Origin of the sequence: Rhodococcus sp. NPDC127527 (assembly GCF_042672245.1) — a bacterium.
Taxonomy (GTDB): Bacteria; Actinomycetota; Actinomycetes; order Mycobacteriales; family Mycobacteriaceae; genus Rhodococcus_G.
Window position 1 is genome coordinate 286,978 of sequence record NZ_JBHXVP010000003.1, and the last position, 21,890, is coordinate 308,867.

At 70.0% G+C, this 21,890-nt stretch carries 20 protein-coding genes; 12 read left to right on the forward strand and 8 right to left on the reverse strand.

What is annotated here, in order from left to right:
• Window positions 1–87: 87 nt before the first annotated feature.
• Window positions 88–849, reverse strand: coding sequence for a DUF2637 domain-containing protein (locus tag ACFVH2_RS07245; protein WP_378420195.1), 762 nt, complete (start codon window positions 847–849; stop codon window positions 88–90).
• 14 nt (window positions 850–863) lie between these two features.
• Between ACFVH2_RS07245 and ACFVH2_RS07250 the strand changes: the two genes are divergently transcribed.
• The gene (locus ACFVH2_RS07250; RefSeq protein ID WP_378420194.1) at window positions 864–1,007 is read left to right on the forward strand and encodes a hypothetical protein; all 144 of its coding nucleotides are present in this window, start codon (window positions 864–866) and stop codon (window positions 1,005–1,007) included.
• A 14-nt stretch (window positions 1,008–1,021) separates the two neighbouring features.
• On the opposite strand, the gene ACFVH2_RS07255 is transcribed toward ACFVH2_RS07250, so the two are convergent.
• Window positions 1,022–1,888, reverse strand: coding sequence for a replication protein (locus tag ACFVH2_RS07255; RefSeq protein WP_378420193.1), 867 nt, complete (start codon window positions 1,886–1,888; stop codon window positions 1,022–1,024).
• A 931-nt stretch (window positions 1,889–2,819) separates the two neighbouring features.
• Between ACFVH2_RS07255 and ACFVH2_RS07260 the strand changes: the two genes are divergently transcribed.
• The 6 genes from ACFVH2_RS07260 to lhgO all read left to right on the forward strand — a co-directional run bounded on the left by ACFVH2_RS07260 (window position 2,820) and on the right by lhgO (window position 8,572).
• Window positions 2,820–3,485, forward strand: coding sequence for a M23 family metallopeptidase (locus tag ACFVH2_RS07260; RefSeq protein WP_378420192.1), 666 nt, complete (start codon window positions 2,820–2,822; stop codon window positions 3,483–3,485).
• 125 nt (window positions 3,486–3,610) lie between these two features.
• The gene (locus tag ACFVH2_RS07265) at window positions 3,611–4,387 is read left to right on the forward strand and encodes a M23 family metallopeptidase (protein WP_378420191.1); all 777 of its coding nucleotides are present in this window, start codon (window positions 3,611–3,613) and stop codon (window positions 4,385–4,387) included.
• Window positions 4,384–5,067, forward strand: a complete 684-nt coding sequence (locus tag ACFVH2_RS07270; RefSeq protein WP_378420190.1) for a nitroreductase — start codon at window positions 4,384–4,386, stop codon at window positions 5,065–5,067. Before ACFVH2_RS07265 ends, ACFVH2_RS07270 begins: the two co-directional genes overlap by 4 nt.
• A gap of 30 nt (window positions 5,068–5,097) precedes the next feature.
• Complete coding sequence (locus tag ACFVH2_RS07275) at window positions 5,098–6,231, forward strand: methyltransferase (protein WP_378420189.1); 1,134 nt, start codon at window positions 5,098–5,100, stop codon at window positions 6,229–6,231.
• Between the two features lie 208 nt (window positions 6,232–6,439).
• Window positions 6,440–7,285: a Bax inhibitor-1/YccA family protein gene (locus tag ACFVH2_RS07280; RefSeq protein ID WP_378420188.1), complete on the forward strand. Its 846-nt coding sequence runs from the start codon at window positions 6,440–6,442 to the stop codon at window positions 7,283–7,285.
• Window positions 7,286–7,384: 99 nt separating this feature from the next.
• Complete coding sequence (lhgO, locus tag ACFVH2_RS07285; RefSeq protein ID WP_378420187.1) at window positions 7,385–8,572, forward strand: L-2-hydroxyglutarate oxidase; 1,188 nt, start codon at window positions 7,385–7,387, stop codon at window positions 8,570–8,572.
• A gap of 48 nt (window positions 8,573–8,620) precedes the next feature.
• Here lhgO and ACFVH2_RS07290 read toward each other — a convergent pair whose 3' ends face one another.
• Window positions 8,621–9,838: an acetyl-CoA C-acetyltransferase gene (locus ACFVH2_RS07290; protein ID WP_378420186.1), complete on the reverse strand. Its 1,218-nt coding sequence runs from the start codon at window positions 9,836–9,838 to the stop codon at window positions 8,621–8,623.
• Window positions 9,839–9,899: 61 nt separating this feature from the next.
• Entirely contained in the window at window positions 9,900–10,967 is a 1,068-nt protein-coding gene (locus ACFVH2_RS07295) for an SGNH/GDSL hydrolase family protein (RefSeq protein WP_378420185.1), read from the reverse strand.
• A gap of 111 nt (window positions 10,968–11,078) precedes the next feature.
• On the opposite strand from ACFVH2_RS07295, the gene ACFVH2_RS07300 reads away from it, so the two are divergent.
• On the forward strand, window positions 11,079–12,461 hold the full coding sequence (locus ACFVH2_RS07300; RefSeq protein ID WP_378420184.1) for a cystathionine beta-synthase: 1,383 nt from the start codon (window positions 11,079–11,081) through the stop codon (window positions 12,459–12,461).
• Window positions 12,462–12,504: 43 nt separating this feature from the next.
• Complete coding sequence (locus ACFVH2_RS07305; protein WP_378420183.1) at window positions 12,505–13,665, forward strand: cystathionine gamma-synthase; 1,161 nt, start codon at window positions 12,505–12,507, stop codon at window positions 13,663–13,665.
• A 72-nt stretch (window positions 13,666–13,737) separates the two neighbouring features.
• On the opposite strand, the gene ACFVH2_RS07310 is transcribed toward ACFVH2_RS07305, so the two are convergent.
• Window positions 13,738–14,517, reverse strand: a complete 780-nt coding sequence (locus tag ACFVH2_RS07310; protein WP_378420182.1) for an FAD:protein FMN transferase — start codon at window positions 14,515–14,517, stop codon at window positions 13,738–13,740.
• Window positions 14,518–14,522: 5 nt separating this feature from the next.
• Window positions 14,523–14,738, reverse strand: a complete 216-nt coding sequence (locus ACFVH2_RS07315) for a hypothetical protein (RefSeq protein ID WP_378420181.1) — start codon at window positions 14,736–14,738, stop codon at window positions 14,523–14,525.
• Window positions 14,739–14,945: 207 nt separating this feature from the next.
• Between ACFVH2_RS07315 and ACFVH2_RS07320 the strand changes: the two genes are divergently transcribed.
• The 3 genes from ACFVH2_RS07320 (at window position 14,946) to ACFVH2_RS07330 (ending at window position 20,310) form a co-directional block, all read left to right on the forward strand.
• Window positions 14,946–16,268, forward strand: coding sequence for an NlpC/P60 family protein (locus ACFVH2_RS07320; protein ID WP_378420180.1), 1,323 nt, complete (start codon window positions 14,946–14,948; stop codon window positions 16,266–16,268).
• A 24-nt stretch (window positions 16,269–16,292) separates the two neighbouring features.
• Window positions 16,293–18,209 carry an SEC-C metal-binding domain-containing protein gene (locus ACFVH2_RS07325; RefSeq protein WP_378420179.1) on the forward strand — a complete coding sequence of 639 codons (1,917 nt, stop codon included), beginning with the start codon at window positions 16,293–16,295 and terminating at the stop codon, window positions 18,207–18,209.
• A 79-nt stretch (window positions 18,210–18,288) separates the two neighbouring features.
• Complete coding sequence (locus tag ACFVH2_RS07330; protein ID WP_378420178.1) at window positions 18,289–20,310, forward strand: SEC-C metal-binding domain-containing protein; 2,022 nt, start codon at window positions 18,289–18,291, stop codon at window positions 20,308–20,310.
• 243 nt (window positions 20,311–20,553) lie between these two features.
• Here the strand turns inward: ACFVH2_RS07330 and greA are convergent, their stop codons facing one another.
• Together greA and ACFVH2_RS07340 are read right to left on the reverse strand one after the other, a co-directional pair.
• A complete protein-coding gene (greA, locus tag ACFVH2_RS07335) occupies window positions 20,554–21,048 on the reverse strand; it encodes a transcription elongation factor GreA (RefSeq protein ID WP_378420177.1) in 495 nt (164 codons plus the stop codon).
• A gap of 290 nt (window positions 21,049–21,338) precedes the next feature.
• Window positions 21,339–21,767 (reverse strand): DUF4307 domain-containing protein, encoded by a 429-nt coding sequence (locus ACFVH2_RS07340; protein ID WP_378420176.1) that lies wholly within the window; start codon window positions 21,765–21,767, stop codon window positions 21,339–21,341.
• Window positions 21,768–21,890 lie beyond the last annotated feature (123 nt).

The following is a 21,890-nucleotide window of genomic DNA, read 5'->3' on the forward strand; positions in this document are numbered from 1 at the left end:
GTCAGTCGAATGAACGACACTCCGCACTGGGGCCAGACGAACTGGGCATCGCGGGCCGACCCCCTGCGCCGGCCCGCGTGCCACAGGTCATCCCGTCGCAGCGGTGGCGAGTTCTGGTGCGCCGTGATGCTGTAGCGCGTCACGGCCACCGGCGGCGCCGAGGATTCGGCGCACCGACGCCTCGGAGGTACCGGCCGCGTCGGCGATGTCTCGTCCCGACATGGGGGTAGTCGCGGCGAGACGCAGCACCTTGGCGCGCTGCTCGGCCGTGACGCTGCCGCGTCGTCGCGTACGTCGCGCGGGTGCGTCACGTACCAGGTCGAACAGGGCCGCGTCAGGGGTGCAGTCCGGCGCTGGCGCGTCCAGCTTCACTACGTGCGTCACCGCGACAGGCTTTGGCGCGCCGCCATTCGGCGCGTCGGGCCGCGTCACATCCGCTGCGTCGCCCTGGTCCTCGACCTCGACCTCGACCGGCGCGGCCGCTGCGTCGCGGTGCAGCTGCACGGCGAGGTGCGGCGCGACGAGCAGACACAGCGGCGGCACGACCGCGACGGCCGCGCCAGCCCACCCGGGGAGCGGGCCCGCCGGTAGGAGGTGCGCCGCGGCGCCCGCGACGATCGACACGACCGTCGACGCGACGAGCAGCAACCAGGCGTAGAGGCGCGACGAACGCAGGCGCATCACGGCGGCCGTCGCGACGACCGCGAGACCATCGACGGCGAGAGGCCAGACATGCGCCATCTCCGTGCCGTAGCCGGCGCGCGCCGCGAGGGCGGCGAGGTTGCTGTAACTCAGGGCGAACGCCAGGACGGCGATCACGTACGTGCACGCGGCGGCGAAACGGGTCACGGCTGGTCTCCTTCGTGAAGGCAGGTGGCGAGCTGGCGGAGTTCGTCCTCAAGTGCCCGGAGAGCGCGGGCGTAGCCGAGGGCCGCGGTGCGATCGGGATCGGTGGCGTGGAGCTCATCGGTCAGGCGCGTCTGCGACGCGGCGAGGAGCTGGGCTAGTTGGCGGGCGATGGTCACGAGCTCGCCCCCGCTCCGGTGGTGCGGCATGAGCAGCGGACGGCGCGACCGTCCTCGTCGTCGTCGAGCCAGCCCTCGACGCAGCTACCGCACAACGGCGCAGCGGGTCGGACCGGGCGGGGGAGCGGCAACGCCTTCCACAGGCGGATCCAGCCGTGCACGTGCATCGTCGGGTTCTCTTCGCGGTGTGCGCGTTTCGCGGCGTCGACCAGGGCGGGGATGCCATGGAGGTCGATCATCGCGAGGATCTCGCCGCGCTGGGTGGCCTTCGTCCGGGCGTACGAGGCGGGCAGGCCCGCGGCAAGGGTGGCTGCCTCGAGGTTGGCGAGCGACTGGTCGGCCGCGGCGAGGCTCTCCCGGGACTTCTCCGACAACGACAACATGAATCTGGCCTCAGCGCACTGCCGCGTGCCGCGACCGCGCAGCGGGGCAGGGTTGTCGTTTGTCTCAGTCCTATGTGCTCCGTCCTTTGTGAAAGCGCCGGACTGGCCGCCGTCGGACTGACCGTGAGTCGTTTTCTCAGGCCCCGGAGCGGCCGCGGTCACCGGCTCCTCGTAAATGGTCTGGAGTGTGTGCCAGCGGCCGCGATCATCTTGGACCTTCTCGCGGACGAGGTAGCCCAGCCCTTCGAGCTCGCGCATCGCGGTGCGGATCGCGTCACGGCCCTCGGTCGGCGACTGGTCGGCGATCGCTTCGGATCGGGTTCGCCAGTCGGCGGGCTTCGAGAGGAGCCACATCAGGACGCCGCGAGCGCGGAAGCTCAGACGGGCGTCGTTGAGGACGGCGTTGGAGAGGATGGTGAAGCGATCGGCGCGGCGTGGACCACGCTGAATCCCACCTTGGGCATGGGTATGCTCTGTCACGTCGAACTCCTTGTCAGTTCGGCCATGCCCCGGGAGCGTTGGCGCGCTCGCCGGGGTCCTTTTCTGTTGTGGTGGCGATCGTGGCACAGGGTGAACCATCTGTCCATCAACCTGATTCGCGATTCGCCGGTCGTCGATCGGTGTGAATCGTCGGCAGCGCGAGTTGTCACACGGTTGTCACAACTCGCGCTTCGCCGCCCCGTCGTCCGCTTCGCTGGGCTTCCCGAACGCGCTGGTCGACTCGCTCAGCTTCGCTCCACTGCGGCCTACGGAGGGACTTAAAATCCGCCAAGTGTCGGTTCGAGTCCGACTGGGGGCACGGCAGTGGTGTCGTTCTGTGCCGGCACCGCGTGACTCGTGCGCCCGTTCATTCAGTTGGACGATTGTTCAGTTAAAACTCACATACAGGACGCCTCGGTCCCGTACCGTCTTCGACGACACACTGACACAGCAGCAGAAGGAGCACACATGGGCAGCGCGGAAACCATTCTCATCGGCGTTCTCGCGCAGGTTCTGACGAACCTGGTCAAGGATGCCATCGGCTCGTAGTCGCGACGCATGCACGATGTCCGCCCGCCTCACCGGCGCGGCGGACATTGGTCGTTTCGGGGCATGTGTCGCTCCCCGGCCCGCATCCGAACCAGGGTGCGGGCCGGGGGTGTTTGTGCGTGTTGAGCCGTGTCTCGGCTCCAGGGTTCCGCACCGAAATCGGCCAGACCGGCCGTCAAGTGACCGGCGTCACGGGAAACTCGTGAAATCTGCATAGCCGCTGGGCACGGCGTTTACCTTACGTCGTACAGCAAGATCATAGTTTAATAAACATTTGGTCACAATCGACGACTTGATACCAAGTCGTTACCTTCGTGGGCGACGACGGACCGGACCGCGGAAGCGGAGCCGGCCGAGCCGACGAAGATGAAGGAAAGAAACTGTGGCTATTCACCACAGGACGTTCAATCGTTCTCGCGCACTGACCACCCACCTCAAGATCGCAACGGTCGCCATCGCGACCGGCGCCGTCGTGGCGGGCGGCGTCCAGCTCGGCGCCGCGAGCGCCTCCGCTGCACCGCTGCAGGTCGCCCCCGGTGTCCTGCCCGCGGGCGTCGTTCTCCCGCCGGTGGAGGCGCCCGCCGGTCCGGCCGGTCAGTGGCTGACGGACCTGGTCGGCTCCTTCGGTGGGGGCAGTGCCGCGCCGAGGTCGCTGACGGTCCAGCCCGTCGCGGGCACCCTGAGCTCCGGATACGGCGCACGCTGGGGCACCCGGCACGGCGGCATCGACATCGCCGCCCCGATGGGCGCGCCGATCAAGTCCGCGGCGGCCGGCGAGGTCATCTCGGCGGGGCCCGCGTCCGGTTTCGGCCAGTGGGTCCGGGTTCGGCACGACGACGGGGTCGTCACCGTGTACGGCCACGTCGAGACCTATCTCGTGAGTGTCGGCCAGCGGGTCGAGGCCGGCCAGCAGATCGCGACCGTGGGCAGCCGCGGCGAGTCGACCGGGCCGCACCTGCACTTCGAGGTGTGGGACCCCAACGGCCACCGGATGAACCCGAGCCAGTGGCTCGCCGACCGTGGCGTCGGCGTGACCTGGGGTTCCTGACCGGTTTGGCATAAAGATCCGGTAACGGTGGACGCTGTCGATACCGTTTTGTTATGTTCGGACGCGGACAAACGGTGCGCACTATTTGGCGCCCCGTCAGCCGACAACGGATGAGGTACCGCACCGTGGGAGATCACCGCAGGTCGAACAGGCACGTGACGGCGTTTCGCATCGATCCGGACGCGATGCGCGGACGTCACCGCGCGCAGGCCGCGGGCAGCGGCGCGGGCGTGAAGGCCGCGACGGTCGCCGCCGCCACCGGCGCGATCCTCGCCGGTGGGGCTCAGCTCGGGGCGGCCAGCGCCTCGGCCGCACCCATCCAGCTGCCTACGCTGCCCACCGAGGTGACGAATCTGCTGCCCGCGGGCGTCGAGCTGCCGACCTCGATCGAGGTGCCCGACGTTCCGGCCGCCGACTCGATTCCCGGATTCGCGACGGCGCGGCAGTGGGTCGACGACCAGGCCAAGCAGTTCAGCCCGCTCAAGGCGCGCACCGTGCAGCCCGTCTCGGGGACGCTGACGTCCGACTTCGGGTCGCGATGGGGCGCCCACCACGGCGGACTCGACATCGCCGCCCCCATCGGGACGCCGATTCGGGCGGCCGCCGACGGCACGGTCATCTCCGCCGGCCCGGCTTCGGGATTCGGCCAGTGGGTGCGGGTGATGCACGAGGACCGCACCATCACCGTTTACGGCCACGTCAACGACTACCAGGTGACGGTGGGTCAGCAGGTAGTCGCGGGCCAGCAGATCGCGACCGTCGGCAACCGCGGCGAGTCCACCGGACCGCACCTGCACTTCGAGGTCTGGGACACGACCGGAACCAAGGTCGACCCGGCAAAGTGGTTGCGCGACAACGGCGTCACCGTCACGTGGACCGGCAACGGGCACAACGACCAGTGACCGAGACGGCCCTCGTCGCGCAGACCCTCACCGAACTGCTCGACACCCGCTACAGCTGCCGCGCATTCCTGCCGCAACAGGTGCGCCGCGAGGTGATCGAGCAGATCCTCGCACTGGCGCAGCGCACCCCGTCCTGGTGCAACACCCAGCCCTGGCAGGTCGCGATCACCGAGGGCGAGGCCACCGACCGGTTCCGGGCCGGGCTCGCCGAGGCGATGCGCACCGTCACGCAGGCCAGTGACATCGAGTTTCCTCGAGAATATCGCGGCGTGTACCGCGACCGGCGCCGCGAGTGTGCAATGCAGCTCTACTCGAGCCTCGGCATCGCGGGCGACCGTGCTGCCTCGGCCCAGCAGACCATGCGCAACTTCGACCTGTTCGACGCGCCTCACGTGGCGGTCGTGACCACCGACGACGCGCTCGGCACCTACGGCGCGGTGGACTGCGGGCTGTACGTCGGGACCTTCCTGCTCGCCGCCCAGAGCCTCGGCGTCGCCACCATCCCGCAGGCCGCGCTGGCCGGCTGCTCGCCCTACCTGCGCGACTTCTTCGACATCCCCGAGGGGCGAAACGTCGTGTGCGCCATCTCGTTCGGCTACCCGGACACCGATCACCCGGTGAACGGCTTCCGCACCACCCGGGCAGACCCGGACGGGGTGGTCAGCTGGGTGTCGCGGTAGCCCGCCGAGTCACCTGAAACACTGGACCGCGTGCCGGTTCCCGAAGAACTCCTCGCCCAGTTGCGGCGCTTCCCCGACGTGGAGGCGCCGAACCTGTTCGCCGCCGACAGTGCCGATCGACTGATCCTGGACGAGGCGGGGCAGACGCTGCAGGCCGCACGGTCCGGGACGGTCGTGGTGGTCGGCGACCGGTACGGCGCGCTCACCCTCGGTGCCGTGTCGGGGTTCGGCGCGAACAACGTTCGGGTGCACCAGGATCCGCTCACCGGCGAGCAGGCTCTGGCCTTCAACGCGGAGCGTGCCGGACTCGCCGGCTACCGGAACTGCGCGCTCGGCGCGGAGCTGCTGACCGGCGCGGCCGTCGTACTGCTGCAGCTGCCGCGCAGTCTCACCGCGCTCGCCGAGATCGCCGAGGCGATCGCCCGGTACGCCGATCGGGACGTGGTGGTGTACGCGGGCGGTCGCATCAAGCACCTGACGGTCGCGATGAACGAGGTGCTCGGCCGCAGTTTCGCCGACGTCCACGCAACCCTCGCCCGGCAGAAGTCCCGGGTGCTCGTCGCGCGTGGTGTGCTGCCCGTTCCCCACGAGCCGACCTTTCCGCTGCGCGAACGGATCGAGGAACTCGACCTCGAGGTCGTCGCGCACGGTGCCGCGTTCGCGGGGACCAGGCTCGACATCGGTACCCGCTTCCTGCTCGCATCGTTGCCCCGGATGGACCCGAGCGCCGAGACTGCTGTCGACCTCGGGTGCGGCACCGGCATTCTCGCGGTCGAACTGGCCCGAGCCCGGCCCGGACTTCGAGTGGTCGCGACCGACCAGTCGATCGCCGCGGTCGATTCCACCGCGGCGACCGCCGCGGCGAACGGCGTCGGCGACCGGGTGACCGCCCTGCGTGACGACGCCATGTCCACCCTCGGCGACGGCTCGGTGGACCTGGTGGTGTGCAATCCGCCGTTCCACGTCGGGGCCGCGGTGCACACCGGCGCGGCGCTGGCGATGTTCCGGGCCGCCGGGCGGGTACTGCGTCCCGGCGGCGAACTGTGGACCGTCTACAACTCGCACCTCGGCTACCGGGGGGCGCTGCGCGGCGCCGTCGGTCGGACCGAGGTGATCGCGCGAAATCCGAAGTTCACCGTCACCCGCTCCGTCAAGGGGGAGTAGGGCTTCCTCCGAGGGGTACTGCCCCGAGCAGGGTGGACCGGTAGAGTCCGTTTTGTCCGGCCGCGGTTTCGGTCGTGCTGGTCACGCCGGGAACTTACCGGCGGATGCCGGTCGTTTGACCAATCAAGAGCGGGTGCGAACCCGCGGCGGTCGGGCCACAATGGCGCGACGGGCCCCGCAAGGGGCAACGAAAGAAGGGACACGCACGGTGCGCACCACCAGCAACCCGGTGTTCCGCAACCTCCCCAAGCAGGAGGGCGGATACGCCTCGTTCGGTTCTGCCACGGCGGGCGCCGGGCAGATGACTCAGCAGTTCGGCCAGCCCCAGTACACCCAGGCCGAGCCCTACACGACCGGCCCCGCGCAGCGGGCCATGACGATCGACGACGTGGTCACCAAGACCGGTATCACCCTCGGTGTGCTGTCCGTCGCGGCGATCATCTCCTACGTGCTCGTCAACTCGAATGCCGCCCTCGCGCCGCCGTTCGTGATCGGCGGCGGACTCGTCGGCTTCGTGCTGGTGATGGTCGCGACGTTCGGCCGGAAGATGGACAACCCGGCGATCGTGCTCGCCTATGCCGCCTGTGAGGGCGTGTTCCTGGGTGCGCTGTCGTTCATGTTCACGTTCCAACTCCAGGGCGCGGACGCGTCGATGCTGATCGGGCAGGCCGTGCTCGGTACCTTCGGCGTGTTCTTCGGCATGCTCGTGGTCTACAAGACCGGCGCCATCCGGGTCACGCCGCGGCTGACCCGGATGATCGTCGGAGCCCTCATCGGCGTCCTGGTGCTCGCGCTCGGCAACCTGATCGCCAGCTTCTTCACCCCCGGCGGGATGGGCCTGCGTGACGGCGGCACGTTCGCGATCATCTTCAGCCTCGTCTGCATCGGCATCGCCGCGTTCAGCTTCCTGCTGGACTTCGACGCCGCCGACCAGCTGATCCGCGCGCAGGCGCCGGAGAAGGCGGCGTGGGGCGTCGCGTTCGGCCTCACCGTCACCCTGGTGTGGCTGTACGTCGAGATCCTGCGACTGCTGAGCTACTTCAACAGCGACTAGTCACAAGCGCTGAACCGCGAACGGGCGGTTGTCGGGACATCGGCCGAGGGGCCTGCCCGACAACCGCCCGTTCGGCGTCCGTGGGGGCATTATCGTGCCATGACCTTCGACCACTGCATCATCGGTGCCGGGATCGTCGGGCTCGCGACGGCGCGGGCAATCCTGCGACGGCAACCCGGCGCATCGGTGGTGGTGCTCGAGAAGGAGGACGGAGTCGGTGTCCACCAGACCGGGCACAACAGCGGCGTCATCCACGCCGGGATCTACTACGAGCCGGGCAGCCTGAAAGCAGACCTCTGCAAGCGCGGCGCGGAGGCGACGAAGCGGTTCGCCGACGCGCACGGCATCGAGTACCGGGTCACCGGCAAACTCCTGGTCGCGACCGACGCGACCGAGTTGGGGCGGATGGAGCGGCTCGTCGAACGCGCGCGGGTCAACGGCATCGACCACGAACGCCTCGGCGCCGTCGAACTCCGCGACCGCGAGCCGCTGGTGTCCGGGGTGGCGGCACTGCTGGTCACGGCCACCGGGATCATCGACTACCGGCAGGTGTGCGCCGCCCTCGCCGAGGAGATCGCAGTGGCGGGCGGCGAGGTCCGCACTGGCTGCGCAGTCACCGAGATCGTCGAGCGGGCGGACGGGGTGACGGTCTGCGCCGGGGACGCGACACTGACCGCCCGCACGCTGATCGCGTGTGCCGGGCTGCAGGCAGACCGGATCGCGCGGCTCGCCGGGCTGCACACCGACTTCCAGATCGTGCCGTTCCGCGGTGAGTACTACCGGCTGCGACCGGAGAAGTCGTCGATCGTGCGTCACCTGATCTACCCGATCCCGGATCCCGACCTGCCGTTCCTGGGCGTGCACCTGAGCCCGACCGTCGACGGCCGCATCACTGTCGGCCCCAACGCCGTCCTCGGGTTCGCGCGGGAGAAGTATCGGCCGTTCGGCGTCGAGATCGGCGACGTCGCGGAGATGCTGCGTTTCCCGGGGCTGCGCCGGGTCGCGGCCGCGAACGTGCGCACGGGGATCCGCGAACTGCGCAACGCCGTCTTCAAACGCGGGTACCTCGAGGAGTGCCGGAAGTACTGTCCGTCGCTCGAACTCGACGACCTCCGCGACAAGCACGCCGGCATCCGGGCCCAGGCGGTCCTCGCCGACGGCACTTTCGTGCACGACTTCCTCATCCGGGCCACCGACCGGATGGTGCACGTCGTCAACGCGCCCTCACCTGCGGCCACGTCTGCGCTGCCGATCGGCGAGATGATCGCCGAACGGGCGGTCACCTGAGCATCGCCTGAAGGGGATACCCGGTGACCGCCCGTTCGGCGGAGACGATCAGCTCAGGCGCTCCAGCACCATCGCCATGCCCTGGCCGCCGCCGACGCACATGGTCTCGACGCCGAAGGTCTTGTCCTGCTCACGCAGGTTGTTGAGCAGGGTGTTGGTGATGCGGGCACCGGTCATGCCGAACGGGTGGCCGATCGCGATGGCGCCGCCGGAGACGTTGATCTTGTCCTCGTCGAGGTTCAGCGCGCGGGCCGAGCCCAGCACCTGCACCGCGAAGGCCTCGTTGATCTCGTACAGGTCGATGTCCGAGGTGGTCATCTTCGCGTAGCCGAGGGCCTTCTTGACGGCCTCGATCGGGCCGAGGCCCATGATCTCGGGGGACAGGCCGGTGGCGGCGGTGGACACGACGCGAGCCAGCGGGGTCAGGCCGAGGGCCTTGGCCTTGGTGTCGCTCATGATGACGAGCGCGGCCGCGCCGTCGTTGAGCGGGCAGGCGTTGCCGGCGGTGACGGTGCCGTCGGGACGGAAGACCGGCTTGAGCTGGCTGATCTTGTCGTACGAGGTGCCGGCGCGCGGGCCGTCGTCGGTGGAGACGACGGTGCCGTCGGCGAGGGTCACCGGGGTGATCTCCTTCTCGAAGAAGCCGCGGTTGATGGCCTCCTCCGCGCGGTTCTGCGAACGGACGCCCCAGTGGTCCTGGTCCTCACGGCTGATGCCGGTCAGGGACGCGACGTTCTCCGCGGTCTGGCCCATCGCGATGTAGATGTCGGGCAGGATGCCGGCATCGCGGGGGTCGGTCCACGTGACGCCGCCCTGGGTGGCCAGCTCGGTGCGAGCCTGGGCGTCGGCGTACAGGGCGTTCTTGGTGTTCGGCCAGCCGTCGGCGCTGCCGGTGGCGAAGCTGGACACGGACTCGACGCCGGCGGAGATGAACACGTCACCCTCGCCCGCGCGGATGGCGTGCATGGCCATCCGGGTGGTCTGCAGCGACGAGGAGCAGTAGCGGTTGACGGTCACACCGGGCAGGTAGTCGTACCCGAGCGTGGTGGCGACGACCTTGGCGATGTTGTAGCCGGACTGTCCGCCCGGCTGGCCACAACCCATGATCAGGTCGTCGATCTCGGTGGGGTCGAGCTCCGGGATCTTCGCGAGGGCGGCGGCGACCATCTGTGCGGCCAGATCGTCCGGGCGAATGTCCTTGAGCGAACCCTTTCCGGCGCGGCCGATGGGTGAGCGCACGGCGGAGACAATGACTGCCTCAGGCATGGAGTACTCCTTTTTCTCTGCTTGTGTGTACGACGCGAAACACGGGTGTTTGGCTCAGACGTTACGTGGCGCTTTCCGCGCGCTGACGATGTAGTCGGCCATCGACGGCTTCGGGCGCTGCCGCGCGCGGTTCGGCGAGGCCCCCATCGGCGCCGTTGCCCGCCTCCGCCGGGTGCCGGTCGAGGCCGCGGCGAAGCAGGAAGTGGTTGGCAGCGGCGCTGATTCGCGACCCGATCCGCTGGGCCTCCGCGGCCTCGGACACCTCGGGGAGAACGGGTAGCGGACCGCCGTCCCACTCGCCGAGAGCCGCGGCGAGGACGGGCAACAGCTGTTTGGCCGCGAGTTCGTAGCCCGCGGCCGACGGGTGGAAACGGTCCGCGGAGAACATCGCGTCGGGGGCGGCCAGGAACTCGGGGGCCAGCAGGTCCGCCAGCGCGACCGGATGCCCGCCCGCCTCCAGTGTCGCCGCGGTCTGTGCGCGGGCCAGCAGGCGGCCCCACCGCCTGACCACCGTGCGCAGGGGCTGCGGGATCGCCCCGATGACACCGAGGTCGGGACAGGTGCCGACCACGACGACGCTGCCGGCGAGGCGAAGCCGCATCGCCGCGTCGCGCAGTCGCCGAGCCGAGGCGTGGATCGCGTTCTTCGCGGTGACGTCGTTCGCGCCGATCAGGATCACGGCGGCGTCCGGCGGCGGCCCGGCGATGAACATCGCGTCGACCTGCCCCTCCAGTCCCTTCGAGGTGGCGCCCGCGATGGCCTTGGTGCTCAGCCGCACCCGCTTGCCGGTCTCCTCGGCGAGGCCGCGCGCCAGCCGGACCCCCGGTACCTCGTCTGCGCTGGTGCAGCCCACCCCCGCCGCGGTCGAGTCGCCGAAGATCATTAGATAGATGTCCCAGTCCACGCCGGGCCACCACGGCTGCGGGGCCCCGCACCCCGGTGTGTACACGCCGTCGGCCTCGGGTGGCTTGGTCACGTTGCGGCCGATCACACCGCGCGCGGTGGAGGCCTGCCCCATCAGGTAGTTGTAGAGCGCCCACGACGCCGTGCCCGCCGAGGACCCCGCCACGACCGCCGCCGCACCGGCCTTCGTGGCGGTCTTCCATCCGCTGCTGGGCACCGCGACCATCCCCCCTCGGCACACGAAACTGTCACCCCGAATCTAGTGCCGATCGCCGCGTTGTGCCCCGCTGAGCGGTCCACGTGTTGCCGCGGCCGCGCGCTCTGGGACCATGGAGGCATGCGCATCGCGGATCACGTCGTGGACCTCATCGGAAACACTCCGCTGGTCAAGCTGAACTCGGTGGTCGAACCCGGTTCCGGCCTGGTCGCGGCGAAGATCGAGTACCTCAACCCGGGCGGCAGCTCGAAGGACCGCATCGCGGTCAAGATGGTCGACGCGGCGGAGGCCTCGGGTGCACTGAAGCCGGGCGGCACCATCGTCGAGCCGACCTCCGGGAACACGGGTATCGGCCTGGCTCTGGTGGCGCAGCAGCGGGGCTACAAGTGCGTGTTCGTGTGCCCCGACAAGGTCAGCGAGGACAAGCGCAACGTCCTCAAGGCCTACGGAGCCGACGTCGTGGTCTGCCCGACCGCCGTCGCGCCGGACCACCCGGACAGCTACTACAACGTCTCCGACCGGCTCGTGAAGGAGATCCCCGGGGCCTGGAAGCCGGACCAGTACTCGAACCCGGGCGGACCGGAGAGTCACTACGAGACCACCGGCCCGGAGATCTGGCGCGACACCGAGGGCAAGATCACCCACTTCGTGGCGGGCGTCGGCACCGGCGGCACCATCACCGGCACCGGCCGCTACCTCAAGGAGGTCTCCGGCGGGAAGGTCAAGGTCGTCGGCGCCGACCCGGAGGGCTCGGTGTACTCCGGCGGGACCGGTCGGCCGTACCTCGTCGAGGGCGTCGGCGAGGACTTCTGGCCCACCGCCTACGACCCGTCGATCCCGGACGAGATCATCGCGGTCTCCGACGCCGACTCCTTCGACATGACCCGTCGCCTGGCCCGCGAGGAGGGCCTGCTGGTCGGCGGCTCCTGCGGCATGGCAGTCGTCGCGGCCCTGCGCGTGGCCGAGCGCGACCCGGACGCGGTGGTCGTCGTACTGCTGCCCGACGGTGGCCGCGGCTACCTCTCGAAGATCTTCAACGACAAGTGGATGGCCTCCTACGGCTTCCTGCGCAGCCCGCTGGACGGCAAGGTCCACGAGCCGACCGTCGGGGACGTGCTGCGCGGCAAGTCCGGCGAGCTGCCGGACCTGGTGCACACGCACCCCTCGGAGACCCTGCGTGATGCCATCGAGATCCTGCGCGAGTACGGCGTCTCGCAGATGCCGGTCGTCGGGGCCGAGCCGCCGGTGATGGCAGGCGAGGTCGCAGGCAGCGTCACCGAGCGCGACCTGCTCTCGGCGGTGTTCGAGGGCCGCGCGCAGCTCGCGGACCCGGTGGCCAAGCACATGAGCGCGCCGTTCCCGCTGATCGGCTCGGGCGAGCCGGTGACCGCCGCGACGAAGGCGCTCGGCGAGTCGGACGCGCTGATGGTCGTCGACGACGGCAAGCCGGTCGGCGTCATCACCCGGCACGACCTGCTCGGATTCCTCAGCGCGGGGGCGTAATGGCGAGTTACTCGGAAACTGGCGGCTCGCTAGGCTTACCGGCATGAGCGAGCAGCGCAGCAGCGACCAGCACGGATTCTCCACCAGGGCCGTCCACGCCGGCTACGAGCCGGATCCGCAGACCGGCGCGGTCAACGTGCCGATCTACGCCAGTTCGACCTTCGCGCAGGACGGCGTCGGCGGGATGCGCAACGGCTTCGAGTACGCGCGCACCGGCAACCCGACCCGCCGACCGCTGGAGGCCAACCTGGCGGCGCTCGAGGGCGGCACCTTCGGTCGCGCCTTCGCGTCGGGCATGGCGGCGACCGACTGCCTGCTGCGTTCGGCGCTGCGTCCGGGCGATCACCTGGTGATCCCGAACGACGCCTACGGCGGAACGTTCCGGCTGATCGACAAGGTGTTCACCCAGTGGGGCATCGAGTACACGCCCGCGGCGGTCTCCGACGTCGACGCCGTGCGGGCCGCGATCCGGCCGAACACCAAGCTGGTGTGGGTCGAGACCCCGACCAACCCGCTGCTCAACATCGGCGACATCGAGGCGCTGTCCGCGGTCGCGCACGATGCGGGCGCAAAGATCGTGGTGGACAACACCTTTGCTTCTCCGTACCTGCAGCAGCCGCTGGCTCTCGGTGCGGACATCGCGCTGCACTCGACGACCAAGTACATCGGCGGGCACTCCGACGTGGTGGGCGGTGCGCTGGTGACCGACGACGAGGAACTCGACGCGAAGTTCGCGTTCCTGCAGAACGGTGCCGGCGCCGTGCCCGGACCGTTCGACGCCTACCTGACCATGCGCGGGATCAAGACCCTGGCGCTGCGGATGGAGCGGCACAGCGAGAACGCCGAGCAGATCGTCGAGCTTCTCGCCGGGCACAAGGCCGTCTCCCAGGTGATCTACCCGGGCCTCGAGTCGCACCCGGGTCACCTGGTCGCGAGCAAGCAGATGCGGCGCTTCGGCGGCATGATCTCCGTGCGTCTGGCAGGCGGCAAGCAGGCCGCGCTCGACTTCTGCTCGCGCACAGAGATTTTCACGCTCGCCGAGTCCCTGGGCGGCGTCGAGTCGCTGATCGAGCACCCCGGTGCGATGACCCACGCCTCGACGGCAGGTTCGGCGCTCGAGGTGCCGGAGGACCTGGTGCGCCTGTCGGTCGGTATCGAGGACGCCGCGGACCTGCTCGCCGACGTGGAGCAGGCGCTGCGCTGATGCGCTGACGCGCAGTGGTGCGGATACGGACAGTCTGGACTCCGTATCCGCACCACTGCGGCGCAGCCGCGGTTACGGCCAGCCGCCGAGTAGTCGGACCCGGAACTCCCGGTCCACCATGCGGGCGGGCAGTCCCAGCGTCTCGAGCCAGTCCGCCCCGCTCGCACCCGCCCACACCGCGGCCCGGCTCACCGCCGCCGCGGTGCACGCGGACCCCGCCACCACGCTGGCCGTGCGCCAGTACGGGGGATCGGTGGGGTCGGGGTGCAGGGGCGTGACGGTGCTGGCGGTGGCCAGTCCGGACCCGGACGGGATCGAGACCTGACAGGACGGGTCCCCGGGCAGGTCCTCGACCTTGATCTGCCAGCCGTCGGACGGATCCGGGCCCGCGGTGGCCACGTCGCCGCCGAGGCTGACCAGGACGCCGCAGCCGAGCAGGGTGGAGACCGCCTCGGCGCACTGGTCCGCCGTGGCCGCCCGCGAGGTCGCGTCCAGGTTGAGGGTGATGCCGGTGGGCACGGTGATCAGATGGTCGTGCACCACGACCGAGCGCCAGGCCCTCGGCCGGGCCGAACCTGCGGTCGGGTCGACGAGGCCGTCGGTGAGCTCGGCTGCCGCGAGGGCACGCCGAACCTGTTGTACGAGAGCGGCACTCGCCGAGAACGGCCGGCCGTCCGATTGGTTTAGCGCCCGGATCTCGGAATCCTCCCTGGTGTCGCTCACGGCGACGTCGGCGACCGCCAGGTGTCCGCGAACCAGGTGCCAGGCCGAGTCCAGCAGGTCGGGTTCGGTGACGACCACCGCCGCCCGGACACCCCACAGGGACCGGCTCTTCGAGGCCTTGTGTGTCACCGGCGTCAGGATCCACCGGAGATCACGTCGAAGGCGCCGCTGCCGGCGCTGACGGGCGGCGGCGCGGTGTCGGCCGCCGCGAGCGGGGCGGCGGCGAGGGACCCGAGGCCGATCGCGCCGACGATTCCGGATGCGGCGATGGCTCGGCGGACCCGCGAGGGGCGGTTCACCGGGACGGATCCGGCGGTCGCGGGCTGTCGGGCATCGGGTCGGGCACTCATGGCTCCCAGGGTCCACCTCGGGCCTGAGAACTACCTGAGCGTGGGCTGGCAATTGCCCCAGGTAACGGCCGACTCGCCGGGCCCGATTCCACGGTGTGGGCAGCAACCTGAAGGCAAACTAAGAGAACGCGTCAAATTCGCCCCAGCACCACCCCGCGAGTCATAACGTTGGACCTCGAAGGCCCGCTCGACCAAGGGAGATTGCGAATGCCGGTTGACCCCACGGCGGTGATAGTCGCCGTAGCGACAGCTCTCGGCGGCCTGGTACAAGGTGCAGACATCCCCGCTCCGGTCAAAGAGCAAGCGACACAAGCAATTCAATCGGTACAAGCCTCATCGCCTGCGGCAGGCAAGCAGATCAGCGACGTCATCGGCCAACTGCCTCAGCAGATGCAGGAACCCGCCCGGCAGGCGGTTGCGGACGCTGCCACGGCAGTGCAGACGGCCGTACAGCCGTACCTGCCGCCGCCCGCACCCCCCGCGCCCGCGGACGCGCCACCGCCCGTGATCACCCCGCCCGCACCTGCACCAGTGCCGGTGACGCCGCGGGCAACCACGATCACCGCGGACGACGTCGCCGAGATTCCGCTCGGCGGCGACTTCTCGCGGACGGTCTCCTCGCTGGACGCAGCCTTCCCGGGCGCGAATCTGGCGCCCATCGGGGCGATCGGGGTGTTCGTACCCTGGTTGCAGAAGGCGGGCGCGATCTGTGACGGCGTCAAGGCGCCGGTCATCGCGGCGCTGTACAACGCGGAGAACGGATTTCGGTTCGGTCCGACCGCACCGGTGTCTCGGACGGGCGCGCTCGGGCCCGGCCAGTTCATGCCGGGTACCTGGGCCAAGTACGGCAAGGACGCGGACGGCGACGGCAAGGCCGACGTGCTCGGTGTCGCCGACCCCGTGATGGCGTCCGGGCACCTGCTCTGCGACATGTACGGCCAGATCGAGGACTGGAAGAAGCAGGGCATCGTCAAGGGCGACACCCTGGACCTGACCCTCGCCGGCTACAACGCCGGCGTGGAGGCGGTACGCCGCGCGGGCGGCATGCCCGGGGGTTCGTTCGACTACGAGCACCAGACCAAGCCGTACGTCGCCAAGATCCGGGCGTCGGAGCCGGTGTTCGCGGCGATCCTGGCGCCGTTCAGCGGCGACGGGACCATCGGCAGCAAGGTCGTCGAGGCGGCGCTGCGGTACCTGGGTCTGCCGTACGTGTGGGGCGGCGGCAACATCAACGGTCCGTCCGGCGGCGGTTTCGACTGCTCGGGCCTGACCTCGTACGCGGTGTACTCGGCAACCGGTGACACTCTCGCGTTGCCGCGCACCTCCGAGACCCAGTGGAACATCGGTACCGAGATCCCGATGTCGGAGGCGCGGCCGGGCGACCTGCTGTTCGGCAACTGGCAGGACGGCGGTCCCGGGCACGTGGCGATCTACATCGGCAACGGTCAGATGGTGCATGCGCCGCAGACCGGCGACGTGGTGAAGGTGGGGAAGGTGTTCGACGGGATGAAGGTTCGCCGCATCGTCTAGTCGTCAGCGCCTAGGATCGAAGACGTGACCGATCCGATCGATCCTCGTGACGTCATCGCCGATGCGGCGATGAGCATCCTCCGCCGGCACGGCCCGCTCACGGCCGAGGCGTGGGGGCAATTGCTCGCCGACGCGGGGCACGGTCCCGTCGTCGAGATGGTGCGGGTGGTCGAACTGCTCGACGACGAGGACTTCGGGTACCTGCCGGACGGTCGCACCGTCGCGCTCGACACGTTGCTCGAGAGCCGAGTGTTCACGCACCGGCTCACCGAGACGGAGATCGCGGCGGGCATTCTCGACGCCAACCCCGACCTGACCCCGCTCACGGTGTTCGTCCTCGACTCCGAGCAGGAGCGGGCCGGCCAGTTCCGAGTCGTCTTCGCCGACGTCGACGAGCCGACCTTCGCGGATCGCGGCGTCGACGACCCGAACTTCCCGTACAGCGAGGGCCTGCTACTCGCTCCGGACGCGCTGTCGGGTTGTGCCGCAGGCGATCTCGTCGGACTCGCCGTCCGCCGCGGGCAGGTGGAGTTCGAGTCGGTCGATGCGGTGGAGGGCGCGGACCTGTCGGCCGGGCTCGGCCGGATCCTCGGCGACGAGGGGGCCGACAACCTCGACGCCGTGATCTGGCAGCTGGCGGCCGACGACCCGACACTGTTCACCCGCCCCACCGCGCCGCTCGGTGAGCTGATCGAGGCGGCCGGATTCGAGCGGGACGGCGATTACGTCGCGGTGCGCGGATTCGACTTCGAGGCACACCATCTGGCGACCCACATCGGCATGGTCGCCCGCGAACACGAACTGCACCCGGACGAGGCGTCCGCGGTCGTCGCGTTCCTCGCGCTGGTCGGGCAGACCCGGGACGTCGCACACGACGGCACCGACCCGGGATCCTGGGCGCGCGAGCATGTTTCGTCGGAGCCGGATCGCTATGCGGGTCTCGCCGACCCGGTGGCCGCGGCCGCCGCGCTCGAACTGGTCGCCGGCTTCTCCGACCGGCCCGACGCGCTGTACGCGGCGTCGGTCGGGTTGGTGGTGGCGGGTCCGCGGCGGGCCAAGGCGTCGGCGCACTGGCTCGCGGGCAATGCCGCCGATCGTCTCGGCGACGTGGGCGCCGCGGAGGCACACTTCGAGGACGCCGCGGCGCTCGACGACGGCTGCGCGCCAGCCGTGTTCGCGCTCGCGCAACTCGCCTCCGATCGGGGCGACGCCGTCCGGGGACTCTCGCTGCTGGGCCGGATCGAGGGCGGGGACGCCGAGCCGTTGTACGCGCTGCTGCAGCGGTACGTCCCGACCGAGCATCCCGGGCTGGGGCGCAACGACCGGTGCTGGTGCGGCTCCGGCCGCAAGTACAAGGCCTGCCACCTGGGCAAGGTCGACAACTCCCTCGACGACCGGGCGCTGTGGCTCTACCGGAAGGCCGAGTGGTTCGCGTTGAGTCCGGAACTGTTCGACCTCACGTACGACCTGGCCGAGGTTCGGGCGGCGCACTGGGACGACGAGGACGCGGTGGGCCGGGCCTTCCAGGACCCGCTCGCGCTCGATGTCGCGCTGTTCGAGTGCGGGGTGTTCGCGCTGTACCTGGCGCGGCGTGGCTCGCTGCTGCCCGCCGACGAGTTCGAACTGGCCCAGCGTTGGTCGGAGGCGAAGCGGTCGGTGTTCGAGGTGATCGCGGTGCGGCCGGACGACGGACTGACGTTGCGCGACGAACGCACCGGCGAGGTGGTCGAGGTGCTCGAACGGGCGGGCAGCGCGCAGTTGGCATCCGGCGACTTCGTGTGCGCCCGAGTGGTTCCCGCGGGATCGACGACGCAGATCTTCGGCGGCATCGAACCGGTGGCGCCGGGCAGCCGGGCCGAACTGATGGCGCTGCTGGACGCGGAGGACGCCGATCCTGCCGGGCTGGTCGAGTTCCTCAGCGAGCGTTTCGCGTCGAACTGAGTGTGGCGCACCTCCGGGCCGTTTTCGGCCTGACCTGAACGGTTTTCGGCGAACTCCGGTGGTCGCATACGATCACAGCGTGATCGCCTCGACCGAATCCCGCGGTGACCGGCACCTCGAGATCGTGGGTCGCCGCGCCGCCGAGCTCCGCACCGAGCCGCTGCCCGATCCCGAAACCGTCCCCGTCCCCGAGCCGGACACGGTCGACGTCGCCGACGCGGCGATCTCGGTGCTGCGTCGACGTGGGCCGCTCACCCGCGACGATTGGGTCGCGGCGCTCGTCGACCGGGGGCTCGGCACGTCGGCGGAGATGGCCGCGGTGGTGCGTACCCTCGAGGATTCCGCGCTCGGCGTGCTCGCTGATGGGCGCATCGCCGCCATCGACGGCCTGCTCGAGGGGCGGGTGTTCACGCACCGGCTCTCCGACGAGGAGATCGCCTCTGGCGTGGTCGACATCGATCCGGACCTGTCCGCGCTGACGGTTCTCGTCGGATCCCCAGCCCTCGGCGCCGACTGCGAGGTCGACGTCGTCTTCCCCACGTCGGACGCCACGGTTCTGGCCGAACGCGGTCGTACCGGGATCGTCGGCCCGGAGATCGAGCGGCTGCTGCTCGATCCCGACACCCTTCTCGACTACACGGCGGGGGACATGATCGGCCTCGGTCTGGCGGGCGGGAAGCTGCGGCTGGTCCGGGTGGACCGCACCGTCGCGGCCCCCGACCTCGTCGAGTCGCTGCGCGGAATCATCGCCGACGGCACCGCCGAACACACCGACCCCGTCGTCTGGCAGCTCGTCGCCGACCACCGTGACCTGTTCACCGCGCCGACGGTGCCACTGGCGGAACTGCTCGACGGCGCCGGGTACGTCTGCGAACGCAACTACCTGGCACCCCGGGGGTTCGACTTCGACGCGTTTCACCGCGCCGCACTCGTCGAGTCGATCGCGCGGGAGAACCGGCTGCGGGTGGCCGAGGCGGGCGCGGTCGTCGACTTCACCGACCTGGTCCACGAGATCGGCGACGCGGCCGCGCGGGGTGAGGAGCCGGGCGCCGTCGCAGCCGCCCGTGTGGCCGCCGACCCGGGGGCCTTCGTCGGGCTCGAGGATCCGTCTGCCGCGGCGGTAGCGCTCGACCTCGCCACCACCGGGGGCGATCGTGCCGAGGCCCTCGGTGCCGCCGCGGCGGCACTGATCGAGCATGCGCCGCGCCGGGTGAAGCCGGCCGCGCTCTGGCTGGCGGGGAAGGCCGCCGACCTGCTCGGGGACGCTCTCGTCGCCGTGAGGCACTACGAGCGTGCCCTGAAGCGGGACCCGGACTGGATGTTGGCGGTCTTCGACCTGGCGTTGCTCGCCTCCGACGCCGGCGACGTGACCCGCGCACAGTCGTTGCTCGCCCGCATCGAGGGCGGGGACGCGGAGACCCTGCAGGAGGTGCTGGCGCGCTACCAACCGGCCGAACGGCCCGGGTTGGGCCGCAACGACCGCTGCTGGTGCGGGTCCGGACGCAAGTACAAAGCCTGCCACCTCGGCCGGTCCGACCTCGGCGCCGACGCGCGTGCATCCTGGCTGTACACCAAGGCGCTGATGTTCGCGCGGACACCGGAACTGTTCGATCTGGTGCACGAGCTGGCCGAGATCCGGGTCTCGCACGTCGACGACAGCGAGGACGCCACCATCGCGGCGCTCGAGGGCGGCCTGGTCATCGATGCCGCGCTGTTTGAGGGCGGCGTCCTCGAACAGTTCCTGGCCCGCCGCGCCCAGGTGCTGCCCGAGGCGGAGCTCGAACTCGCGCGGCAATGGCTGGCCGGCCGGCGGGGCCTGTACGAGGTGACGGCGGTGACGTCCGGCAGGTCGCTGACCCTGCGCGAGGTGACCAGCGCCGAGACCGTGGAGGTGGTCGACGCCGTGGCGGGAGACAATTTCGCGGTCGGGTCGCTGGTCTGCGCCCGGCTGCTGCCGACCGGTGAATCGATCCGGGCGTTCGGCGGCATCGAACCGGTCGACCCGCGGTACCGGGGCGAGCTGATGGAGCTGTGCGGGTCCGCGGAGACCGAGCCGGACGAGCTGGTGGACGTGCTCGGGCTCGCGTTCACGCCATCATGAATCCGGTGTCGGAAGATTCCGGTGAAACTGTGCGGAACCGTCCTGCGCTCCGCCGCGTCTGACTTGTTGTGAGCCGAAGAAGGCCGGGCCGGGGGAGGACCGGTCTTCGGACGGTTCCACGTCCGGTGGGCAGTCGTGCTGGGGGAGACTGCCCACCGGAATCGAATGAAACGAACGAACCCCGGCCGCGATGCGCGGGCCGGGGTTCGTCGCGTCCGGCGTCGGTTCGTCCGGAGGGGTGCCTCAGCTGTGGTACGGCTCCGCGCTGAGCAGCGTGACCTTCATGGTCTTGCCGTTCGGCAGGGTGTACTCGCGCGTGTCACCGACTGCCGCGTTGAGCAGGGCGCCGCCGAGCGGGGAGTTGGGGGAGTAGACCTCGAGCTTGTTGTCGCGGGCACCCTCTTCGCGGGTGGCGATCAGGAAGGTCTCGGTGTCCGACTCGTCGCCGTCGTAGTAGACCTTGACGACCGAACCGGGCAGGGCCACGCCGGACTGGGTGGGGGCCTCGCCGACCTTGGCACTGTTGAGCAGCTCCTGGAGCTGGCGGATCCGAGCCTCCTGCTGGCCCTGCTCCTCGCGGGCCGCGTGGTAGCCGCCGTTCTCCTTCAGGTCGCCCTCTTCGCGCCGCTCGTTGATCTCGGCTGCGATGACCGGACGGTTCGCAATGAGCTGGTCGAGTTCGCTCTTGAGCCGGTCGTGGGACTCCTGGGTCAGCCAGGTCACCTGGGTCTCGGTCATGCTCGATCACTCCTCGTAGTCGGAGCCCTTGCGGGCGCCCCGGACGGACCACCGAAATCCAGTGGTCGGCGGTGGCAGAGCGCGCGGTCCCCCGGCTGATGTGATCCCCCGGTCGGCTCAGTCATGTGAGCAGTGCACCCTGCCGCCTTGCAGCTGTGCAATCACACAGCAGTACGCAAATGCAGCAATACACGGTTCCAATCCGGAACCGTGTATCGACGTATTCTAGCACGAGCTGGGATTTCGCCAGGAAGACCGCGGGCAGCCCGGGCGGGCGGTTGTGTGCCCGATCAGCTGCCGGCGAGGTACCGCGGGACGTCCGCGCCGCAGCCGTAGATGTCCGCGATGCCGGGCGCCTGGGAGGTCCGGATGAAGGTCGTCAGGTCGACGGTGCCGCTGTCGGACGGCGCCACGTACACCTCGCGGCGGCCGGTCTCGGAACCGTCCCGGGAGCGGGCGCGCACGATGCAGACCGCGGGCTCGGAGGGTTCGTCGCGGGTCACGGTGAACCGGATGTTGATCGTCGAGTCGTTGACGATGTCGTAGGAGATGACGCTCGTCGAGATGTCCTTGTTGTCGAACTTGTTGTACGCGTAGTACGCCAGTGCGGTGCCGAGCAGGATCACCCCGATGGTGAGAACGATCGCCATGATCCGCGACCCGTGCAGGCTGCGCTGCGTAGGCGTCGGATAGCGGTCGGCGGGAAGCGTCTCGGTCATGGCTCAGCTCTCGTGAAGCGGTCCGGGCGAGTTGCCCCACCCGGTGGGCACCCCCGCGGGGTCCGGGCGGGGCCACGGCTGACGCTGGAGGTATCGGGTGGAACTATAGGGGAAGGACAACGG